Source organism: Nocardia sp. SYP-A9097 (assembly GCF_009649815.1).
Taxonomy (GTDB): domain Bacteria; phylum Actinomycetota; class Actinomycetes; order Mycobacteriales; family Mycobacteriaceae; genus Nocardia.
This window is the reverse complement of sequence record NZ_WJIC01000044.1, coordinates 1-16,190: the sequence shown is the minus strand read 5'-3', so window position 1 is coordinate 16,190 and position 16,190 is coordinate 1. Positions and strand designations below refer to the sequence as shown.

The 16,190-nt window shown below is 66.9% G+C and carries 14 protein-coding genes; 6 read left to right on the top strand and 8 right to left on the bottom strand.

Annotation, left to right across the window (positions count from 1 at the left end; all coding sequences use genetic code 11):
• Nucleotides 1-8 precede the first annotated feature (8 nt).
• Genes GFY24_RS38290 through GFY24_RS38280 form a run of 3 tightly spaced genes read right to left on the bottom strand, consistent with a single transcriptional unit; the run spans nucleotide 9 to nucleotide 3,648 of the window.
• Nucleotides 9-2,504: an ABC transporter permease gene (locus tag GFY24_RS38290; protein ID WP_153810018.1), complete on the bottom strand. Its 2,496-nt coding sequence runs from the start codon at nucleotides 2,502-2,504 to the stop codon at nucleotides 9-11.
• The gene (locus tag GFY24_RS38285; protein ID WP_153810017.1) at nucleotides 2,501-3,265 is read right to left on the bottom strand and encodes an ABC transporter ATP-binding protein; all 765 of its coding nucleotides are present in this window, start codon (nucleotides 3,263-3,265) and stop codon (nucleotides 2,501-2,503) included. Before GFY24_RS38285 ends, GFY24_RS38290 begins: the two co-directional genes overlap by 4 nt.
• 53 nt (nucleotides 3,266-3,318) lie before the next feature.
• Nucleotides 3,319-3,648, bottom strand: coding sequence for a hypothetical protein (locus GFY24_RS38280; protein ID WP_153810016.1), 330 nt, complete (start codon nucleotides 3,646-3,648; stop codon nucleotides 3,319-3,321).
• A gap of 182 nt (nucleotides 3,649-3,830) precedes the next feature.
• Here GFY24_RS38280 and GFY24_RS42675 point away from each other — a divergent pair, with 182 nt between their 5' ends.
• The 6 genes from GFY24_RS42675 (at nucleotide 3,831) to GFY24_RS38250 (ending at nucleotide 10,821) form a co-directional block, all read left to right on the top strand.
• The gene (locus GFY24_RS42675) at nucleotides 3,831-5,198 is read left to right on the top strand and encodes a sensor histidine kinase (RefSeq protein ID WP_153810015.1); all 1,368 of its coding nucleotides are present in this window, start codon (nucleotides 3,831-3,833) and stop codon (nucleotides 5,196-5,198) included.
• Nucleotides 5,195-5,887 carry a response regulator transcription factor gene (locus GFY24_RS38270; RefSeq protein ID WP_309231848.1) on the top strand — a complete coding sequence of 231 codons (693 nt, stop codon included), beginning with the start codon at nucleotides 5,195-5,197 and terminating at the stop codon, nucleotides 5,885-5,887. The genes GFY24_RS42675 and GFY24_RS38270 overlap by 4 nt, the downstream gene beginning before the upstream one ends.
• A 50-nt stretch (nucleotides 5,888-5,937) precedes the next feature.
• Nucleotides 5,938-7,779, top strand: coding sequence for a protein kinase (locus GFY24_RS42670; protein WP_309231847.1), 1,842 nt, complete (start codon nucleotides 5,938-5,940; stop codon nucleotides 7,777-7,779).
• A gap of 160 nt (nucleotides 7,780-7,939) precedes the next feature.
• Nucleotides 7,940-8,725 carry a hypothetical protein gene (locus GFY24_RS38260; RefSeq protein WP_153810014.1) on the top strand — a complete coding sequence of 262 codons (786 nt, stop codon included), beginning with the start codon at nucleotides 7,940-7,942 and terminating at the stop codon, nucleotides 8,723-8,725.
• A gap of 122 nt (nucleotides 8,726-8,847) precedes the next feature.
• Complete coding sequence (locus GFY24_RS38255; protein WP_153810013.1) at nucleotides 8,848-9,720, top strand: hypothetical protein; 873 nt, start codon at nucleotides 8,848-8,850, stop codon at nucleotides 9,718-9,720.
• A gap of 69 nt (nucleotides 9,721-9,789) precedes the next feature.
• Entirely contained in the window at nucleotides 9,790-10,821 is a 1,032-nt protein-coding gene (locus GFY24_RS38250; protein ID WP_153810012.1) for an ATP-dependent 6-phosphofructokinase, read from the top strand.
• A 6-nt stretch (nucleotides 10,822-10,827) separates the two neighbouring features.
• Here GFY24_RS38250 and GFY24_RS38245 read toward each other — a convergent pair whose 3' ends face one another.
• The 5 genes from GFY24_RS38245 to GFY24_RS38225 all read right to left on the bottom strand — a co-directional run bounded on the left by GFY24_RS38245 (nucleotide 10,828) and on the right by GFY24_RS38225 (nucleotide 16,085).
• Nucleotides 10,828-11,028, bottom strand: coding sequence for a DUF397 domain-containing protein (locus GFY24_RS38245; protein WP_309231846.1), 201 nt, complete (start codon nucleotides 11,026-11,028; stop codon nucleotides 10,828-10,830).
• A complete protein-coding gene (locus GFY24_RS38240) occupies nucleotides 11,025-11,906 on the bottom strand; it encodes a helix-turn-helix transcriptional regulator (protein WP_153810011.1) in 882 nt (293 codons plus the stop codon). Before GFY24_RS38240 ends, GFY24_RS38245 begins: the two co-directional genes overlap by 4 nt.
• 230 nt (nucleotides 11,907-12,136) lie before the next feature.
• Nucleotides 12,137-14,017, bottom strand: coding sequence for a protein kinase (locus tag GFY24_RS41440; RefSeq protein WP_309231845.1), 1,881 nt, complete (start codon nucleotides 14,015-14,017; stop codon nucleotides 12,137-12,139).
• Nucleotides 14,018-14,089: 72 nt separating this feature from the next.
• The gene (locus GFY24_RS38230) at nucleotides 14,090-14,749 is read right to left on the bottom strand and encodes a response regulator transcription factor (RefSeq protein ID WP_309231844.1); all 660 of its coding nucleotides are present in this window, start codon (nucleotides 14,747-14,749) and stop codon (nucleotides 14,090-14,092) included.
• Nucleotides 14,750-14,867: 118 nt separating this feature from the next.
• The gene (locus GFY24_RS38225; protein ID WP_228567068.1) at nucleotides 14,868-16,085 is read right to left on the bottom strand and encodes a sensor histidine kinase; all 1,218 of its coding nucleotides are present in this window, start codon (nucleotides 16,083-16,085) and stop codon (nucleotides 14,868-14,870) included.
• Nucleotides 16,086-16,190 lie beyond the last annotated feature (105 nt).

The window sequence follows — 16,190 nt, the reverse complement described above, 5'->3', positions numbered from 1 at the left end:
CATCCTATTCAGTCGATCGCGATGGCCTCGACTATGGGGAGGCGGGCGGCCCGCAGGGCGGGTGGGATGGAGCCGAGCAGGGCCAGGACCAGGGATACGATGGCGTAGACCAGCAGCAGCGGGCTGGGTTGGTAGTGGATGTCTATGGAGAGCGCGTGGCCCAGGGCGATGGTGGCCAGGTAGTGGACCGCGGAGCCCACCGCGAGACCTATCGCGGCTCCGGTCACTCCGATACCGACGGCTTCGGTGAGGACCGTTCGCAGCAGGAAGCGGCGGCTGGTGCCCATGGCGCGCAGGACACCGAGTTCTCGGCGGCGTTCCAGGACCGAGAGCATCAGGGTGTTGAGGAGGGCGACCGTGGCCACCAGCACGACTATCCAGAGGATGGCGGCGCTGATGGAAGTCCCCTGCCGGACGCTGCTGGAGATGGCGGTGACCGCCTCATTGCCGGTGGCTACATGGAATTGCGCGGGGACTATGGCGCGCACGGCGTTCAGGACGGCGGTGTGATCCGCGCCCGGGGCGAAGTCGAAGCCGATGATGGTTTCGCCGGCACGCTGGTACCACTGGCGCAGGATGTCCAAGTCCAGCACCACGACTCCGGCGATGGCGGAGAAATAGGGGACCACACGTAGGACGGTGACGTGGTGGACGCCGGTGGGTGTGGGCAGATCCAGGCCCGAGCCTTCGGTGACATCGAGGGAGCGGGCCACATCGCGGGAGATGACCACGCCTTCACCCGCGGCCATGCGAGCGAGGTCACGATCCGAGGTGCCGTCGAGTGCTGAGCTGCGGGCGACGCCACCCTCGTAGCCCTGCAACATGACCCGACCGCGGCCCAGGGTCGCGAAAGCCATTTGCGCGGAACCACTTCCGCCGACACCGGGAATGGCACGGATCTTGTCCTTCAGATCGGCGGGCAGGATGGGGCCGGTCGGGAATTGCTCCATAGCGGTGGCGCTGACGAAAACGTCTGTGCGGCCGAGACCTTCGAAGGTGGCGGCGGCCGCGTCGACCATATTGCGGGAGGCATTGCCCATGGCGACGGTGGCGCAGACGCCGATCATGACGGTCATGGCGGTGGCCCAGACGCGGCGGGGAGAACGCTCGAGGGTGGTCGCACCCAGTGCCCCGGGCGCGCCGAAAAGCCTTGCCACCGCGGCGATCACACGCACGATCGGACCGGTGGCGGCGAAGCAGAGCACCACCGCGCCGGCGATGGCGAGGGAGATCGCGGCCAGCGCATAGCGGCCGATATCGGAATTGGCGATGATGACCGCGCCGCCCACCATGATCGCGCCCAGCGCCAGCGACCCCCATTTCAGCAGCGGGTTCACCATATCGGCGGTGGAGGTGCCCACGGGGGCGAGCGCCTCGATCGGCGCGACCTTGTAAACCTGTCGCGCGGCAAGGGCGGCCGCCGCGACGCTGGCGATCACACAGGCGGCGATGGCCACCGGAATGGCGTAGCCGGGCACGGTGTATTCGGTGCGCGCCTCGACCGATTGCACAATCGCGGCGGGGAGTTTGTCGATGGCGGCGCGGCCCATGAACATGCCGATGATCGATCCGCTCAGCCCGCCGAACAGGCCGAGGATGGCGGCCTCGACCAGCAGTCCGAGCACCATGGGGCCGCGTTTTCCGCCGATGGCGCGCAGTAGCGAGAGCGTCGGACGGCGTTGCGCCACAGCCATACTCATGGCGTTGTAGATCAGGAATGACGACACGATGAGCGCCGAGGCCGAGGAGGCCAGCGTCGAATACCGCACCAGCTGAACGGCTCCGCCCGCCTGCGCGGTGCGCAGATCCGGATCGGCGACCACGGCGCGACCGGACACCACGGTGGTGAGCACCGAACGGAGTTGGTCCACATCGGTATTCGCCGCGGGAATGATCTGCACCGAATCCAGTCGCCCGGCCCGGTCGGCGATCTTCTGCGCCACCGGGAGCAGGGCGATGACGATATGCCCGCTATTGAGCTTCTTCGCGGTCGAGTCGTCGAGTACGCCCGCGACGGTGGCGGTAATGGAGCCGAGCCGGATCTGCTCGCCCTCCTTATGCCCCAGCGCCGGGCCGACGAGCACACCATTGGAGACGGTGAGCAATTTGCTCGCCTGATCCTTCAGCGGCCCACCGAGGTCACTGCCCAGCGCCGAGACGCCGGCGTCCGCGCCGATGAGCAGCGCCTTATCGGCTCCCGCGCCGATGGATTCGCGCAGCATGGGCACCGCCGTCCCCACCCCGGCGACACCCCGAATCTGTTGTAGCAGTGCCTGATCGAAGCCCGCGTCGGTGACACCGCTGATCTCCAGCGCGGCATTACCGCCCAGGCTGTGCGTGAGACGGTCCACCGATCCGGTGATCGACCCGGAGATGCTGAAGACCGAAACCAGCAGTCCCGCAGAGACTCCCATTACCACCATGGACATGGTGGTGCGACCGCGATGGGCGAGCAGTTCACCGATATTGAACAGCCGCAACCGATCCCATATCGCCTGAATCATGCGCGGACCACCCCGGCACCGTCGGTGTCGGCGGTCGCCGCATCGGTGGTCACCGGTACGGTGCGCACTTCACCGTCATCGTCGCGTTCCACCCGTTCGGTGGACCCGATCAGCCCGTCCCGCAACGTGATTACCCGATCGCAGTACCGCACCGCGCCCATATCGTGGGTCACCATCACCACCGAATTGCCTTCGCGGGTGATGTCGCCGAGCAGCTGCAGAATCGACGCACCGGTCTTGGAGTCGAGATTGCCGGTGGGTTCATCGGCGAGGATGAGCGGCGGATTCATAATGAGCGCCCGCGCCACCGCGACGCGCTGCATCTGCCCGCCGGAGAGTTCGGCGGGCCGGTGCTCGGCCCGGTCCGCCAGCCCGACCAGGTCGAGTAGTTCCAGCGCGCGTGGTTTGGCCTTGCGTAATCCGGTGCCGTCCAGCAGTTTCGGAATGGCCACATTCTCCCAGGCGGAGAGGGTGGGCAGCAGATTGAAGAATTGGAAGATGAAACCGACCGAATGCCTGCGGAATTCGGATTGCCGATCGTCGTCAAGGTCGCCGATCTCCTTGTCCTGGAATCGAATCGACCCGGTGTCGGGCGAGTCGAGGGCTCCGAGCAGATGCAGCAGCGTGGACTTGCCCGATCCGGACGGGCCGATAATGGCGGTGAACTCCCCCGGTTCGATGCGCAGGCTGATGCCGTCCAGTGCCCGCACGGTCTGCCCACCGACGCGGTATTCCTTTGTGACGTCGGTCAATTCCAGCATGATGCTTCCCCTCGTAGATCAGCGGTCTTGCGGCGAGCCGCGCCCGGTCCGGCTCAGCTGGCCATCGCCCGCGGATGCGGGCGCGAGTAGCGGTGATCGGTGTCGTAGGTGTCCAGGACGGCGCGCAGCGCGGGTTGTTCGGTGGCGAGTTCGAGATACACCTCGACCGCCGATTTCCCCTGCGCCAGTGCGTGATCCAGCTTCACAGTCAGGTGGTTCTGCCAGCGGTGCCGCAGTGCCAGCAGCAGCCCGTCGCGCCCGCCGAAGAGCCGGTCCAGCTCGGGTAGGTCGTCGAACAGCTTGGTATCGGCGGGATTTCGCGCCGCCCGGTCCAGAACGGTGTGCAGAATGTCGGTGCGAGCATGCAGGTCTTCCCAGGACATGGCCCCCAGCCTTTCTTCGCGATCCGGCCGGTTCGGTGCCGGATCCGTTGCTTCCGACGCTACGGAGGCGGGCCTTGCCTGTCGTCGTGCCGCGGCAGCGACTTGGCCTCCTACTCCGGTAGGAGCGCGGCCCCTGTCCACGAACGATGTACGGCGTCTGATTCGGCCATTAGCCTTACAGAATGAACGTGACCGACGCCACCCCCAAAGCGGCCGAGCGTGCGCTGCGGGATGTTCAGGACTGGGCGTGGGCGAGCGGACATCGGATCCGCGAGTTCGCGCGGCATCCGGTGACCGAGTTCCGGCGTAATGCGGAGCAGTTCGGCTATCCGGCCAATATCGTCGCGCTGATCGATCTGGTGCTGTTCACGGTCGCCGCGATCGCGGTGTTCCAGCGCTATGACCACGGTTATTGGCCGAGTCTGCTGCCGGTGCTGGCACTGCTGCTGACCTACAGCACCGGACCGCTGTACGCCTTCTTCGGGCTGGTCCCGAAACCGCTGCTGATCGCGGCGATCACCATGACCGCGGAGGCGGTATTTCTGGCCCAGCCGGTGCCGACCGATGCCGCGCCGTTCGTGCTGATCGCGGCGGCCGGTGAGGTCGCGGCCCTGGCCCCGATGATCGCCAGTATCCCGGTGGCCCTGGCCATGATCGCGCAGCTGATGTTCTTCTCCTCCATCGGGCATCTCGACATCGGCATGCCGATCTGGTTCTTCGCGGTGACCTGCGGCTGGATGACCGGTCAGATGTTGAATTACCAACGCCGCTACCTGTATCAGGAGCGCGAGAATCAAGAGGTGCGCGCCGTGCAGGCGGCCGATGAGGAGCGCCGCCGCATTGCCCGCGAGGTGCACGATGTGATCGCGCATTCGCTGAGCATCACGCTGCTGCATGTCACCGCCGCCCGGCACGCGCTGCAGACCGATCGCGATGTGGACGACGCGGTGGAGGCGCTCACCGATGCCGAGCGGCTCGGCCGCCAGGCCATGGCCGATATCCGGCGCACTGTGGGTTTGCTGGATCAACGGCCGGCTTCGCAGGTCCCGGAGCCCGGGCTGGAGGACGTCGAGGAGTTGGTGGCGGATTTCCTGCGCGCGGGTATGGCGGTGGACTATCGACTCGACGGCGATCCGTCGAATATCTCGGCGGGTGTGGGGCTGGCGCTGTACCGGATCAGTCAGGAGTCGCTCGCGAATATCGCCAAGCACGCTCCCGGCGCTCCGGCGAAGCTTCGAATCATGCTGTGCAGCAGGGACATCACGGTGGATGTGCGCAATACCCTGCCCGCCGGGGCCGCGCTGCGTCCCGGCCGGGGTATGGGCATATCCGGTATGCGCCAGCGCATCTCGCTGCTCGGCGGCACACTCACCGCGGGACCGGCGGACGACGGCTGGCGGGTCTACGCCCGGATACCGATGACCAGCCAGCTGGCGTGTATGGCGGTCAGCGCCGAGGATTCGCTCCGCGGCGTGCTGCAATCGGTCCATCGCAAACTGCAAGACCGCCCGAATCCCGTGGTGGCCAAGGAAATTCAGGAGCATGCGTGACCGCACAGCCGGATGAGCAGCTCATCGATGTCCTCGTGGTGGACGATCAGGAGCTGGTACGCGGCGGGCTGCGCCGAATCCTGCGCCGCCGTGACGGTTTCGCGGTGAGCGAGTGCGCCGACGGTGATGAGGTGCCCGCCGCGATCGCCGCGCACCGCCCGGATGTGGTGCTGATGGATCTGCGCATGAAACGCATCGGCGGTATCGAGGCCACCCGCACCCTGCGCACCTACCCCGACGCACCCCCGGTGCTGGTGCTCACCACCTTCGATGATGATCAATTGCTATCAGGGGCGTTACGCGCGGGCGCGGCGGGCTTCCTGCTCAAGGACTCCCCCGCCGAGGATCTGATTCGCGCGGTGCGCACGGTCGCGCAGGGCGGTTCCTGGCTCGACCCGTCGGTGACTCCGCGGGTGCTCACCGCGTACCGGTCGGCACGTCCGACCCCGTCCCCGGTGGGTGGTCGCCTCGGCGAACTCACCGCGCGTGAGCTCGACGTGCTCGAACTGATGGCCAAGGGCCGTTTGAATGCCGAGATCGCAAGCGCGCTCGGTATCTCGGAGGTGACGGTGAAAAGCCACGTCGGACACATTTTCGGAAAGCTCGGGTTACGTGATCGTGCGGCCGCGATCGTGTTCGCGTTTGACCATGGTGTAGTCGCACCGGGAGAATCCACTCTCGAGGGGTGAGCTCCGACAGGCTTCGCATCCTCACCTGATGAGGTTGGAGGTTTGACGGGGTGGATGCACCGCCATCGCGGGCCGGCGGCAGGTTCGGGCCGTACGAGTTGCGCTCGCTGCTGGGCAGGGGCGGCATGGGTGAGGTCTACGAGGCCTACGACACCTCCAAGGATCGGGTCGTAGCGCTCAAACTGCTACCCGTCGAACTCGCGAAAGACCCCTCCTACCAGGAACGTTTCCGCCGGGAATCGCAGGCGGCGGCGCGCCTGGCCGAACCGCACATCATCCCGATCCACGACTGGGGTGAGATCGACGAGCAGCTGTATATCGATATGCGGCTGGTGCGCGGCCAGGATCTGCGCAGTCTGCTGGATTCGCAGGGGCCGATGTCGCCGCTGCGCGCGGTCGGGATCATCGAGCAGATCGCCGCGGCCCTCGACGCCGCGCACTACTCGGGTCTGGTGCACCGGGATGTTAAACCCGCCAATATTCTTGTGACTGATGCGGATTTCGCATATCTCGCCGATTTCGGTATCGCGCGCGCGGAGGGCGACACCACCATCACCATGGCGGGTACGGCCGTCGGCTCGTACGCCTATATGGCTCCCGAGCGCTTCGACGACTCCGGTCCGGTGACCGGGCGCGCGGATCTGTACTCGCTGGGATGCGTTCTGCACGAATGCCTTACGGGCAATCGTCCGTTCGCGGCGCAGAATATGAGCGTACTGGTCCGCGCGCATCTGTCCGATCCCGCACCGCGGCCGAGCCTGCAGCGCGCCGGGATTCCGCCCGCGCTCGACGCGGTGGTGGCGCGGGCGCTGGCCAAGGATCCCAACAGCCGGTATCTGACGGCGGGTGAATTCGCCAGGGCCGCACGAACCGCGCTGGTGGGCGGTCTGGTCGGTGCGGCTCCCACCGAATTCCTGCAGCCGGGCCGGATGGTGCCGCCCGCCGCGCCGGGCACGCTCGGGCCCGCGGCGTCGGGGCCGATGCCGCCCGGTATGCCGCATCCGGCAATGCAGCCACCGACCGGTACGCCCCAGCCCGGCCGGCAGCTGCCGCCGGGCACGCCCACCACCGTGCTGCCGGTACGCAACTCGGATCCGACTGTGGTGCAACCGAATACCGGTTCGTTCACCGCGTATGTCACCGGTTCGTTCCCACGCGAGGATCCCGCCGAGGGTCCGGGCACGTCGGATCTACCGGTGATTGTGCCGACCGATCCGACCGTGGTGCGGGTCAGCGATTTCCACTACAGCCCGCTGCCGCAGGGCGCGCAGCAGGAGAGCCGGCAGCAGGCGTGGGGGCATGCGCAACAGCAGCAGGATTTCCCATATGCGCCAACGCCCGATCCGTCGCTCTACCCGACCTCGGAGCATCCGCGTATCGATCCGGAGCCCCCGCCGCCGTATCAGCGCTCGCAGGGCAAATCCATGGCGGTACCGATCTGGATCAGTGTGCTGGTGGTCGCCATTGCCGCGATCGCCGGTGCGGTGGGGTGGCAAGTCCTGGACCGCTCCCGCAACGAAGCACCGAGTGTGACCGTGGCGCAGGATAATCCGAGCTTCACCGTGCCGCTGTCGCAGCCGAGGAATCCGGCCACCTCCACGTCGGCGCCGACCACGGTACAGCTGCCGGTCGGTGCGTCGCCGTGTCAGCTGGCGTATCCGGTACTCAATGGCTACACCGGTTCGGCGACCGGATCCGCCGTTACCAGCTGCCCTTTCGCGGAGGAAGTACGCCGGTCGTATGCCGACGCGACTACGGGAAGACCGGGAACAGCAAGTAGTGTGGTGGTGGTCAGCCCGGTAACAAATCGGGCGTACACGATGAACTGCACGGCGACAGGGAAATTGGTCACCTGCATCGGTGGTGAGAACGCGGTGGTGTATGTCTACTGACCCGATTCCGGCCTGTCGCAAGGCCATTGCTCGGTGTTTTTCCTTTGCGACGTTGCTGGCGGTGTCGGCGTGTGCGATGCATGTGAGTTCGGCAGATACGCCGGTGACTGGGTCTCCGGTGGTGGCGGGTGCTGCCCCGGCGACGACTGACGTACCTCCCATGTCGATGATCGCGCCGGATCTGCCCGATCTGTTCGGGTTGCCGAAATCCATTACGTTCGCAGCGGATTTCGCCGATCTCCAGTCCGGACTGGACGGTCGCATCGGACTCGCGGTCATGCCGGTCGGCGGCGGCGAGATGACGCTGCTGGGCGACTGGACCACCGGCATCGCCTGGTCCACCATCAAGGTGCCGCTCGCGCTGGCCGCCATGCGCCGCGATCCGGACGGGCTGCGCGATCTCGCCGAGGCCGCCATCACCTTCTCCGATAATGATGCGGCGCAGTCGCTTTGGACCGCGCTCGGCAATGGTTCACAGGCCGCCGCGGCGGTCGAGGCGATCCTGCGCGAGGCCGGTGACGGCATCACCGATGTGGCGGCGCGGCACACCCACCTGGCCACCCTCGGCTCGGATGATCTGCTGGCTTTCGGCGCGACCGATTGGTCGCTGGCGGATCAGGTGCGTTTCGCCTCGAAACTGCCGTGCCTGCCGCGCGCGAATTCGGTTGTCTCCCTGATGAGTGAGATCACCCCGAGCCAGAGCTGGGGCCTGGGCCGGTTGATCGGCGCGGAGTTCAAGGGCGGCTGGGGGCCGGACGACGATACCGGTAACTACACGGTGCGGCAGTTCGGTCTGGTGCCGACGCTGGCCGGTCCGGTCGCGGTCGCGCTCGCGGCCGAACCGGCCTCGGGCACTTTCGAGGACGCCACCGACATGATGGACAAGATGGCGCTGATGATCGGCGATCACCTGCCGGACCTACACGGCGGGCTCTGCACGCGCTAGCAAAGCGGGCTCCGCTCGCATGATTCGTAATCACCCGGGCCGCATCGCAATCCTTCGAGATTGACGCATACCGGTGAGTCCGCTAGGAAACAGGGACTCACCGGAGATGATGGAGGTACCGGGTGGACGCACCGTATTCGCGGCGCAGGCGCATCGCTCGAATCGCGAGCTGTTGTGCCGCAGCGCTGCTGGTGACTGCCGGATGCACCAGCAAACCGGTACTCGTACCCGACCCCACCGCCGCGGGCCCCGGGCCCACCACCTCATCGCTGACCGCGACCATGCCGGGAACGCTCGCATGGGATTTCGTGCACGAGCTACAGCCGGCGCTGAAAGGCAAAGTGGCGCTGGCGATCATGCCGGTGGGCAGCGATCGCGTGGTGGCACTGGGTGATTGGAGCGGCGGCCCGGCCTGGTCGTCCATCAAGGTGCCGTTGACGCTGGCCGCGCTGCGGGCCAACCCGGGGTACACCGGGGCGGCGACCTCCGCGATTACCAACTCCGACAATTCGGCCGCCGAAATGCTGTGGCAGTCGCTCGGCACCCCGGAGGAAGCGGCACAGGCCGTGCAGGACGTCCTGCACGAGGGCGGCGACAACAACACCAAAGTGCCTGCGCAGCGCACCCGCTCGGACTATTCGGCATTCGGTCAGGCGGAGTGGAGCATTGCCGATCAACTGACCTTCGCGGCGCATCTCCCCTGTCTGCCCCAGGCGGAGTCGGTCACCTCGCTCATGAGCAAAATCGCCGACGGCCAACGCTGGGGCCTGGGCACCCTGAACAATGCGCAGTTCAAGGGCGGCTGGGGCCCCGACCCCAGCGGCAACTACCTGGTCCGGCAATTCGGCCTACTACCGGTGGAGGGCGGTCAGGTCGCCATCGCGATTGCCGCCCTGCCCACTTCGGGCTCCTTCGACGAGGGCACCACCATGCTCACCAAGATCGCCGGACTGATCGACCGGCACCTCGGCGAACTCCGCGGCGGCGCCTGCTGAGCGTGTCTTAACCAGCGGTTCACGGGGGCGCGGCCCACGCCGGGCCCGACTCGGGGCAAGATAGGTTACATGCGCATCGGAGTCTTGACCGGAGGCGGAGACTGCCCTGGATTGAACGCGGTGATCCGAGCCGTCGTTCGCACCTCGAACGGCCGCTGGGGGGACGCGATCGTCGGGTTCCAGGACGGGTGGCGCGGGCTACTCGAGGATCGCAAGATCCAAATCCTCAATAACGACCGCACCGACCGGCTGCTCACCAAGGGCGGCACCATCCTCGGCACCGCACGCACCAATCCCGATGTGCTGCGCGCCGGACTGCCGCGCATCAAACGGACCCTGGACGACAACGGGATCGACGCCCTGATCCCGATCGGCGGCGAGGGCACGCTCACCGCCGCCAGCTGGCTCGCCGACGAAGGCGTGCCGGTGGTCGGCGTGCCCAAGACCATCGACAACGATATCGATTGCACCGATACGACATTCGGGCACGACACCGCGATTGCCATTGCCACCGAGGCCATCGACCGGCTGCACACCACCGCCGAATCGCATCAGCGCGTCATGCTGGTCGAGGTGATGGGACGGCACGCGGGGTGGATCGCGATCAACTCCGGTATGGCGTCGGGGGCGCATCTGACGCTGGTGCCCGAGGTGCCGTTCGATGTGGACGAGGTCTGCGCCATGGTGAAACGGCGCTTCCAGCGCGGGGATTCGCACTTCATCTGTGTGGTCGCCGAAGGGGCGCATCCGGATCCGGGTTCCATGTCGTTGCGTGACGGCGGAATCGACGAATTCGGGCATGTGAAGTTCACCGGTGTGGCACAGCAGCTCGCGCCGGAGATCGAGCGGCGCATCGGCAAAGAGGTGCGGGTGACCGTGCTGGGGCATGTGCAGCGCGGCGGCACGCCGACGCCGTACGACCGGGTGCTGGCCACCCGCTTCGGCGTGCACGCCGCGGAAGCCGTGCACGCCGGTAATTTCGGGCAAATGGTGGCATTGCACGGCACCGAAATCGAACTGGTGCCGTTGTCCGAGGCGACCAAACAGCTCAAACTCGTTCCGCAGGACCGCTATCGGGAAGCCGCGGCCTTCTTCGGGTGAGAAGACCTACACCCGATCGAATCGCCCCTGCCGTACGGCCGAGGTGAACCGATCCCATTCGGCCGGGCCGAAAACCAATTCGGGCCCGGCCGGATGCTTGCTATCACGCACTCCCACACCCTTTTCCAGGAATGCGATCTCCACGCACTCCTTCGCCCCGGTACTGCGGGCGCTCTTGAACCACCTGGCGGTCGGTTCGACGTTCACGTCGCGTACTCCTTCGCTGCCTTCCGCAAGAGATCCCTACTGCTGGTCTCGTCCAGCGCCGAATGCTGGAGAGCCTGGTACGCCTGGCGGTACTTCTCGACCGACGCCTGCTTCTCGAGGTAGAGGTCGCCGAGAAAATTCTCCAGATACACCACGGTGGGTTCGACCGGTCGGCTTCCGCTGTCCCGGCCGAAATCCAGAATCACGAACGGCCCCACGGTATGCCCGATCGGGACGCCCGCGGAGAAGGGTAGTACACGCACAGCGATCGTCGGGAGTGTCGACATGTCCGCCACGCACCGCAGTTGCGCGGACATGATTCGCGGACTGCCCACGACCCGGCGTAATGCCGTTTCGTGGACTATGACATCGAAGCTCGCGGCATTGCGTTTTCTGGTCAAAAGGGACTGCCGGCGCATCTTCAACTGGACTCTGCGGTCGATCTCGTCGCGCGCGGCATCCGGCCAGTAATCACTGATCAGGACGCGTGCGTAGTCGGCGGTCTGTAGCAGTCCGGGGATCAAGTCGGGTTGATAGGAGACCAGGCCGCGGGCCGAAGCCTCCAGACCGACATACACATTGAAGCCCTCGGGAATGAGGTCGTCGTACTCGTGCCACCAGGACTTGACACTGGCCTGCTGGGCCAGGCCCACCACCGCGGTGGTGAACTCGTCGTCGAAGTCATATATGCGGCATAACTCCCGAATGTCCAGTACCCGAATCCTTTCCGCATTACCGGTCTCGAGTCGCTGCAGTTTCGACTCGCTCCACTCCATCATCGACGCCGCTTCGGCAATGGTCAGATTGCATTGCATACGACCCTCGCGCAGGTATCGCCCCAGTTGGCGGCGCGGCAGTGTGGAACCATGCTCGGACATCGAGTCTCCCCCTGCGAAGGCGGTTTTCGGTCACTGTGAACGATGCTCCCACGCAATATGAATTCCGACCTGGGGGTTTCAGAAACTTTCCGGCGACACCCGAATTAATTTGCCCACCCACACCCCACAATGCTGCACTTGAATCGCGCCCGGCGAGAGCCGAAGCCCTGATTCGGACCCACTCGTCCCCGAGCCGGGCGCACCACACTTCCGCCACGGCGCGGCGGCCCTCAGCCCGCGACCTGCACTACCACGACGGCGAGCAGCAACAACAACGCCAGCACGGCGAGACCCAACACCACCAGCGCGGTCACCTGCGACCGACCGACCCCCACCGGAACCCGCTGCGATGGAGGAGAATTCATCGGATACCCGCCCGGCCCGAATTGCGGCCCGACGGGTGGCACTCCGACCGGAGGCGCCCCCGTCGGTGGCGCTCCGGAGGGTGGCGCCCCAGCAAACGAGGGCACCCGCTCCCCCGCACCGAGCGCGGCCTCCCCCGCCGAAGGCACGAACGCACCCGACTCCGGATTCCGCTCCCCCGCACCGGGATACCCGGCCTCACGGCGACGCTCCTCCGAAGCGGCGGCCACGCCCGCAACGGACTCGGTCGCGTCGGACTCGTTCACCCCGCCGATCTCGCCCGGCGCGGCCACCCCGTCGGCCACGTCCGCTTCGGAATCGGCGACCGACTCCGGGCCCGGCCGCTCCTCGCGCGGCGGAAGCTTCGAATCCCCCTCCGGCCCTTCCGAACTTACGGGTACGCCGGGTTCATCGCCGGCCGACTCCGACCCGCCGGAGTCAGCCGGCAGAGCCGGTTCCGGCAAGCTGGGCGCTTGGGTCTCGGCGGGATCGCGACGCGTCGGGAAGGAGTCGGCCGGGCCCGAATCTTCGACGACGGGATCGCTCGGATCGGATACGGCAGGGACGGCCGAATCATCGATGGAGGTATCCGGTGGGACGCGGCGCGTGGGAAAGGAGTCCGTCGGCCGGAAAGCCGAATCATCCAGTGGCACTGCCGGAGTCGCGGGTATCGGCGGAGCGGGAGCCTGGTGTTGTTGCGGGGCAGGATAGTTGGGTGGGGCCGCCGGATAGCCCGGCTGCTGGGCGGGGTAGCCGGGAACCACCACCGGGGCTGGTTGGGCGGGCGGATAGTTCTGAGCCGCAGGTGGATAGGGCTGAGGCGCGGCGGGATAGGCGGCTGCGGGTGGGGCGCTGAAGGTAGGAGGGGCGATGTAGGCAGGGGGTGGGGCGGGGGGATTGGGGTAGGGGACGGGGCCGGAGGTGAGGGCGCGACGGGCCGCCTTGGCGAAGTCGGCGCAGGAGGGGAAGCGGTCGGTGGGGCGTTTGGCCATGGCCTTGGTGAGGACGGCGTCCATGGCCTGGGTCAAACCCGGGCGGCGCAGGCTCACCGGTGGGGGCAGGAGTTGGAGGTGGCCGCGGATGAGTTCGGCGGGGTGGGGGGAATCGTAGGGGCCCGCGCCGATCAGGAGCCAGTAGAGGGCACAGGCCAGGGAGTACTGGTCGGTGGTGTGGTCCAGGTGCGCGCCGGTCATCTGTTCGGGTGAGGCGTAGGCGAGGGTGGCGGTGAACATGCCGCGCTGGGTGAGGTGGGTGGAATCCTCGCGCAGGCGGGCGATGCCGAAGTCGGTGAGGAAGACGCGTTCACCGTGACCGGCGACGGCGCGGGCCAGGATTATGTTGGCGGGCTTCACATCCCGGTGCAGCACGCCGCGGGTGTGCGCGTAGTCCAGGGCCTCGGCCACGCCCTCGATGATCTGTACCGCGCGTTCGGGCGGCAGCAGGGTGACATTCACTCCGGCGGCATCGACGCCGTCGATGAACTGCATGGAGATCCACAGCTGCTCGTCCTCGGTGCCGCGGTCGTACACCTCGACGATATTCGGGTGATCCAGCTGCGCCACCAGATCCGCTTCGCGTTCGAAGCGGGCGCGAATCTCCCTGTCCGCGAAGAGTTCCCGATTCAATAGTTTCAAGGCGGTGAGCCGCCCCAACCGGGGATGGCGGGCGAGATACACCGATCCCATCCCGCCCTGTCCGAGCAGTCGCTCAATGGTGAAACCGGCGAACACGTCACCGTTGTTCAACACTGCGACGACCCCCTTCCGGTGACGTTCGAGTCCGTGAGCTTACCGCGCAAAACGCCTGCAGACCGGGCCGATTCAACCCGGCGTCACCAGCCCGGACTCGTATGCCAGCACCACCGCCTGCGCGCGGTCACGCAGGTTCAGTTTGGCGAAAACCTTGGAGACATGGGTCTTCACGGTCTGCTCCGCCACGAAGAGGCTGTCGGCGATCTCGGCATTGGACAGTCCGCGCGCGACCAGCTCCAGCACTTCGCGTTCGCGCGGGGTGAGTACCGAGAGCGCGGGCGCGGGAGCACGCCGGTTGCGCCGCTTGGTGACATCGGCGATGAGCCGGCGCGTGACGGTCGGCGCGAGTAGCGCGTCACCCGCGGCGACCACGCGCACGGCGCGCACCAGCTCCTCGGCGGGCGCGTCCTTGAGCAGGAAGCCACTGGCTCCGATGCCGAGTGCCTCGTACACGTAGTCGTCGATATCGAAGGTGGTGAGCATGAGCACCCGCACCGGTGGGTCGAACGCGGCGGACAGAATCGCCCGTGCCGCGTCGAGCCCGTTCATCTCGGGCATGCGCACATCCATGAGCACCACATCCGGGCGCAACCGTTTCGCTTCGGCCACAGCGGTTTTGCCGTCCGCTGCGTCACCCACCACGCTGATATCCGGTTGCGCGGCCAGCAGCGCACCGAATCCCGCTCGCACCATCGCCTGATCGTCGGCGATCAACACCGTTATCGCCACAGTCCCACCTCACGCACCCAACCGAGTTTGCCACGTCAACCGCGCGAGAGCCGCCGCCGCGTCGGCTTCGCACCCCGACTCGCACTCGCGGGGGCATTGGATGCCTGGCTGTGGACGATCAGATTCCGGAGCCGAGGGCGGTGGGCACAGCGACGGTGACGAGGCCGGGGGTGAGTGGGAGTTCGGCGCGGACTTCGAAACCGCCGTCGGGTCGGGGTGCGGCGGTGAGGTTGCCGCCGACCGCGGCGGCGCGGGACCGCATGCCCGCGATACCGCTGCCGCCGACGTGATCGGTGTGCGCGGGGGCGAGCGAACGGTCATTGGCGATGGACAGATTCAGGGTGGCGGCGCTGGCGAGGCGCACCCATACCGGTGCGCCGGGTGCGTGCCGGGAGGCATTGGCGAGCGATTCCTGGACGATGCGGTACAGCGCGAGACCGGTCGTGTCCGGGACGACATCCAGGTTGCCGTCGATGGTCCAGGTGAGCGGGACTCCGGCCCGGCGCGCACCCTCGAGCAGGCCGAGCACATCGGTGGCGGTGGGTTGCGGAGCATGTTCGGGTAGTTGCCCGTCACTGCGCAGTACGCCGAGCAGTCCGCGAATCTCGTTGAGCGCGGAGCGCGCTCCCGTCCCGATGGATTCGAATTCCTCGCGCGCCTCCGCCGAGAGCCCGTCGATCCGGTACGGCGCGGTCTGCGCCTGCACCACCACCATGGACATATGGTGTGCGACCACATCGTGCAGGTCCCGCGCGATGCGCGCCTTCTCTTCCAGGATCGCGCGCCGGGCCCGCTCCAGCTCGGTCTCCTCCTCCTGTTTGAGCAGCTGCTGCCGGGAGACCGACACCCAGCGCACCAGCAGGCCGAGAATCACCAGTCCGGTAATGGCGATGGGCCAGCCGAATCCGGCCTGCGCGAAGCTGTCACCCGCCTGCGCCATGGTGGTCGCGAACAGCAGCGAGGTTGAGATCCAGGCCACGCCCACGATCTGGATGGGCGAGCGCACCGCGACCGCGAACACCAGCGTGAACAGTGACAGGATGTGCACCACCTGGAAGGGCAGGCTGTTCCCCGGTTGATGCGGCACCGCCAGTGAGATGAGCAGCGCCGACCCGGCCGAAACCGCCCATCCGAGTGCGGGATTCACGCGCATCAGCACAATCGGGAAGGCCGCGAATCCGGCAATGAACGGTTGCGCCGCCGCGGGCACCTGATGGGTCAGGTGCAAGGTCGGCCAGGCGACCGCGATGAATACGATCGCGACCAACACCGTGAACGCATCGAACCACTGTCGTGCTCTAGCGGACACCGCACGCTTCATCAAAGTACCGGCCATGCATTCGACGGTAGAGAACCTCCGCCCCGCACACCTCACACCCCCGGCCGATCTTCCACCCCCTACCCCGGTATGACATCCCCCGCCCCCTCCCCCACCCCGCCC

Coding starts and splice junctions, on each gene's coding strand:
- GFY24_RS38285 (WP_153810017.1), bottom strand. CDS start 3,265: ATGCTGGAATTGACCGACGTCACAAAGGAATACCGCGTCGGTGGGCAG.
- GFY24_RS42675 (WP_153810015.1), top strand. CDS start 3,831: ATGAACGTGACCGACGCCACCCCCAAAGCGGCCGAGCGTGCGCTGCGG.
- GFY24_RS38290 (WP_153810018.1), bottom strand. CDS start 2,504: ATGATTCAGGCGATATGGGATCGGTTGCGGCTGTTCAATATCGGTGAA.
- GFY24_RS38240 (WP_153810011.1), bottom strand. CDS start 11,906: ATGTCCGAGCATGGTTCCACACTGCCGCGCCGCCAACTGGGGCGATAC.
- GFY24_RS38260 (WP_153810014.1), top strand. CDS start 7,940: ATGTCGATGATCGCGCCGGATCTGCCCGATCTGTTCGGGTTGCCGAAA.
- GFY24_RS38280 (WP_153810016.1), bottom strand. CDS start 3,648: ATGTCCTGGGAAGACCTGCATGCTCGCACCGACATTCTGCACACCGTT.
- GFY24_RS38250 (WP_153810012.1), top strand. CDS start 9,790: ATGCGCATCGGAGTCTTGACCGGAGGCGGAGACTGCCCTGGATTGAAC.
- GFY24_RS38225 (WP_228567068.1), bottom strand. CDS start 16,085: ATGGCCGGTACTTTGATGAAGCGTGCGGTGTCCGCTAGAGCACGACAG.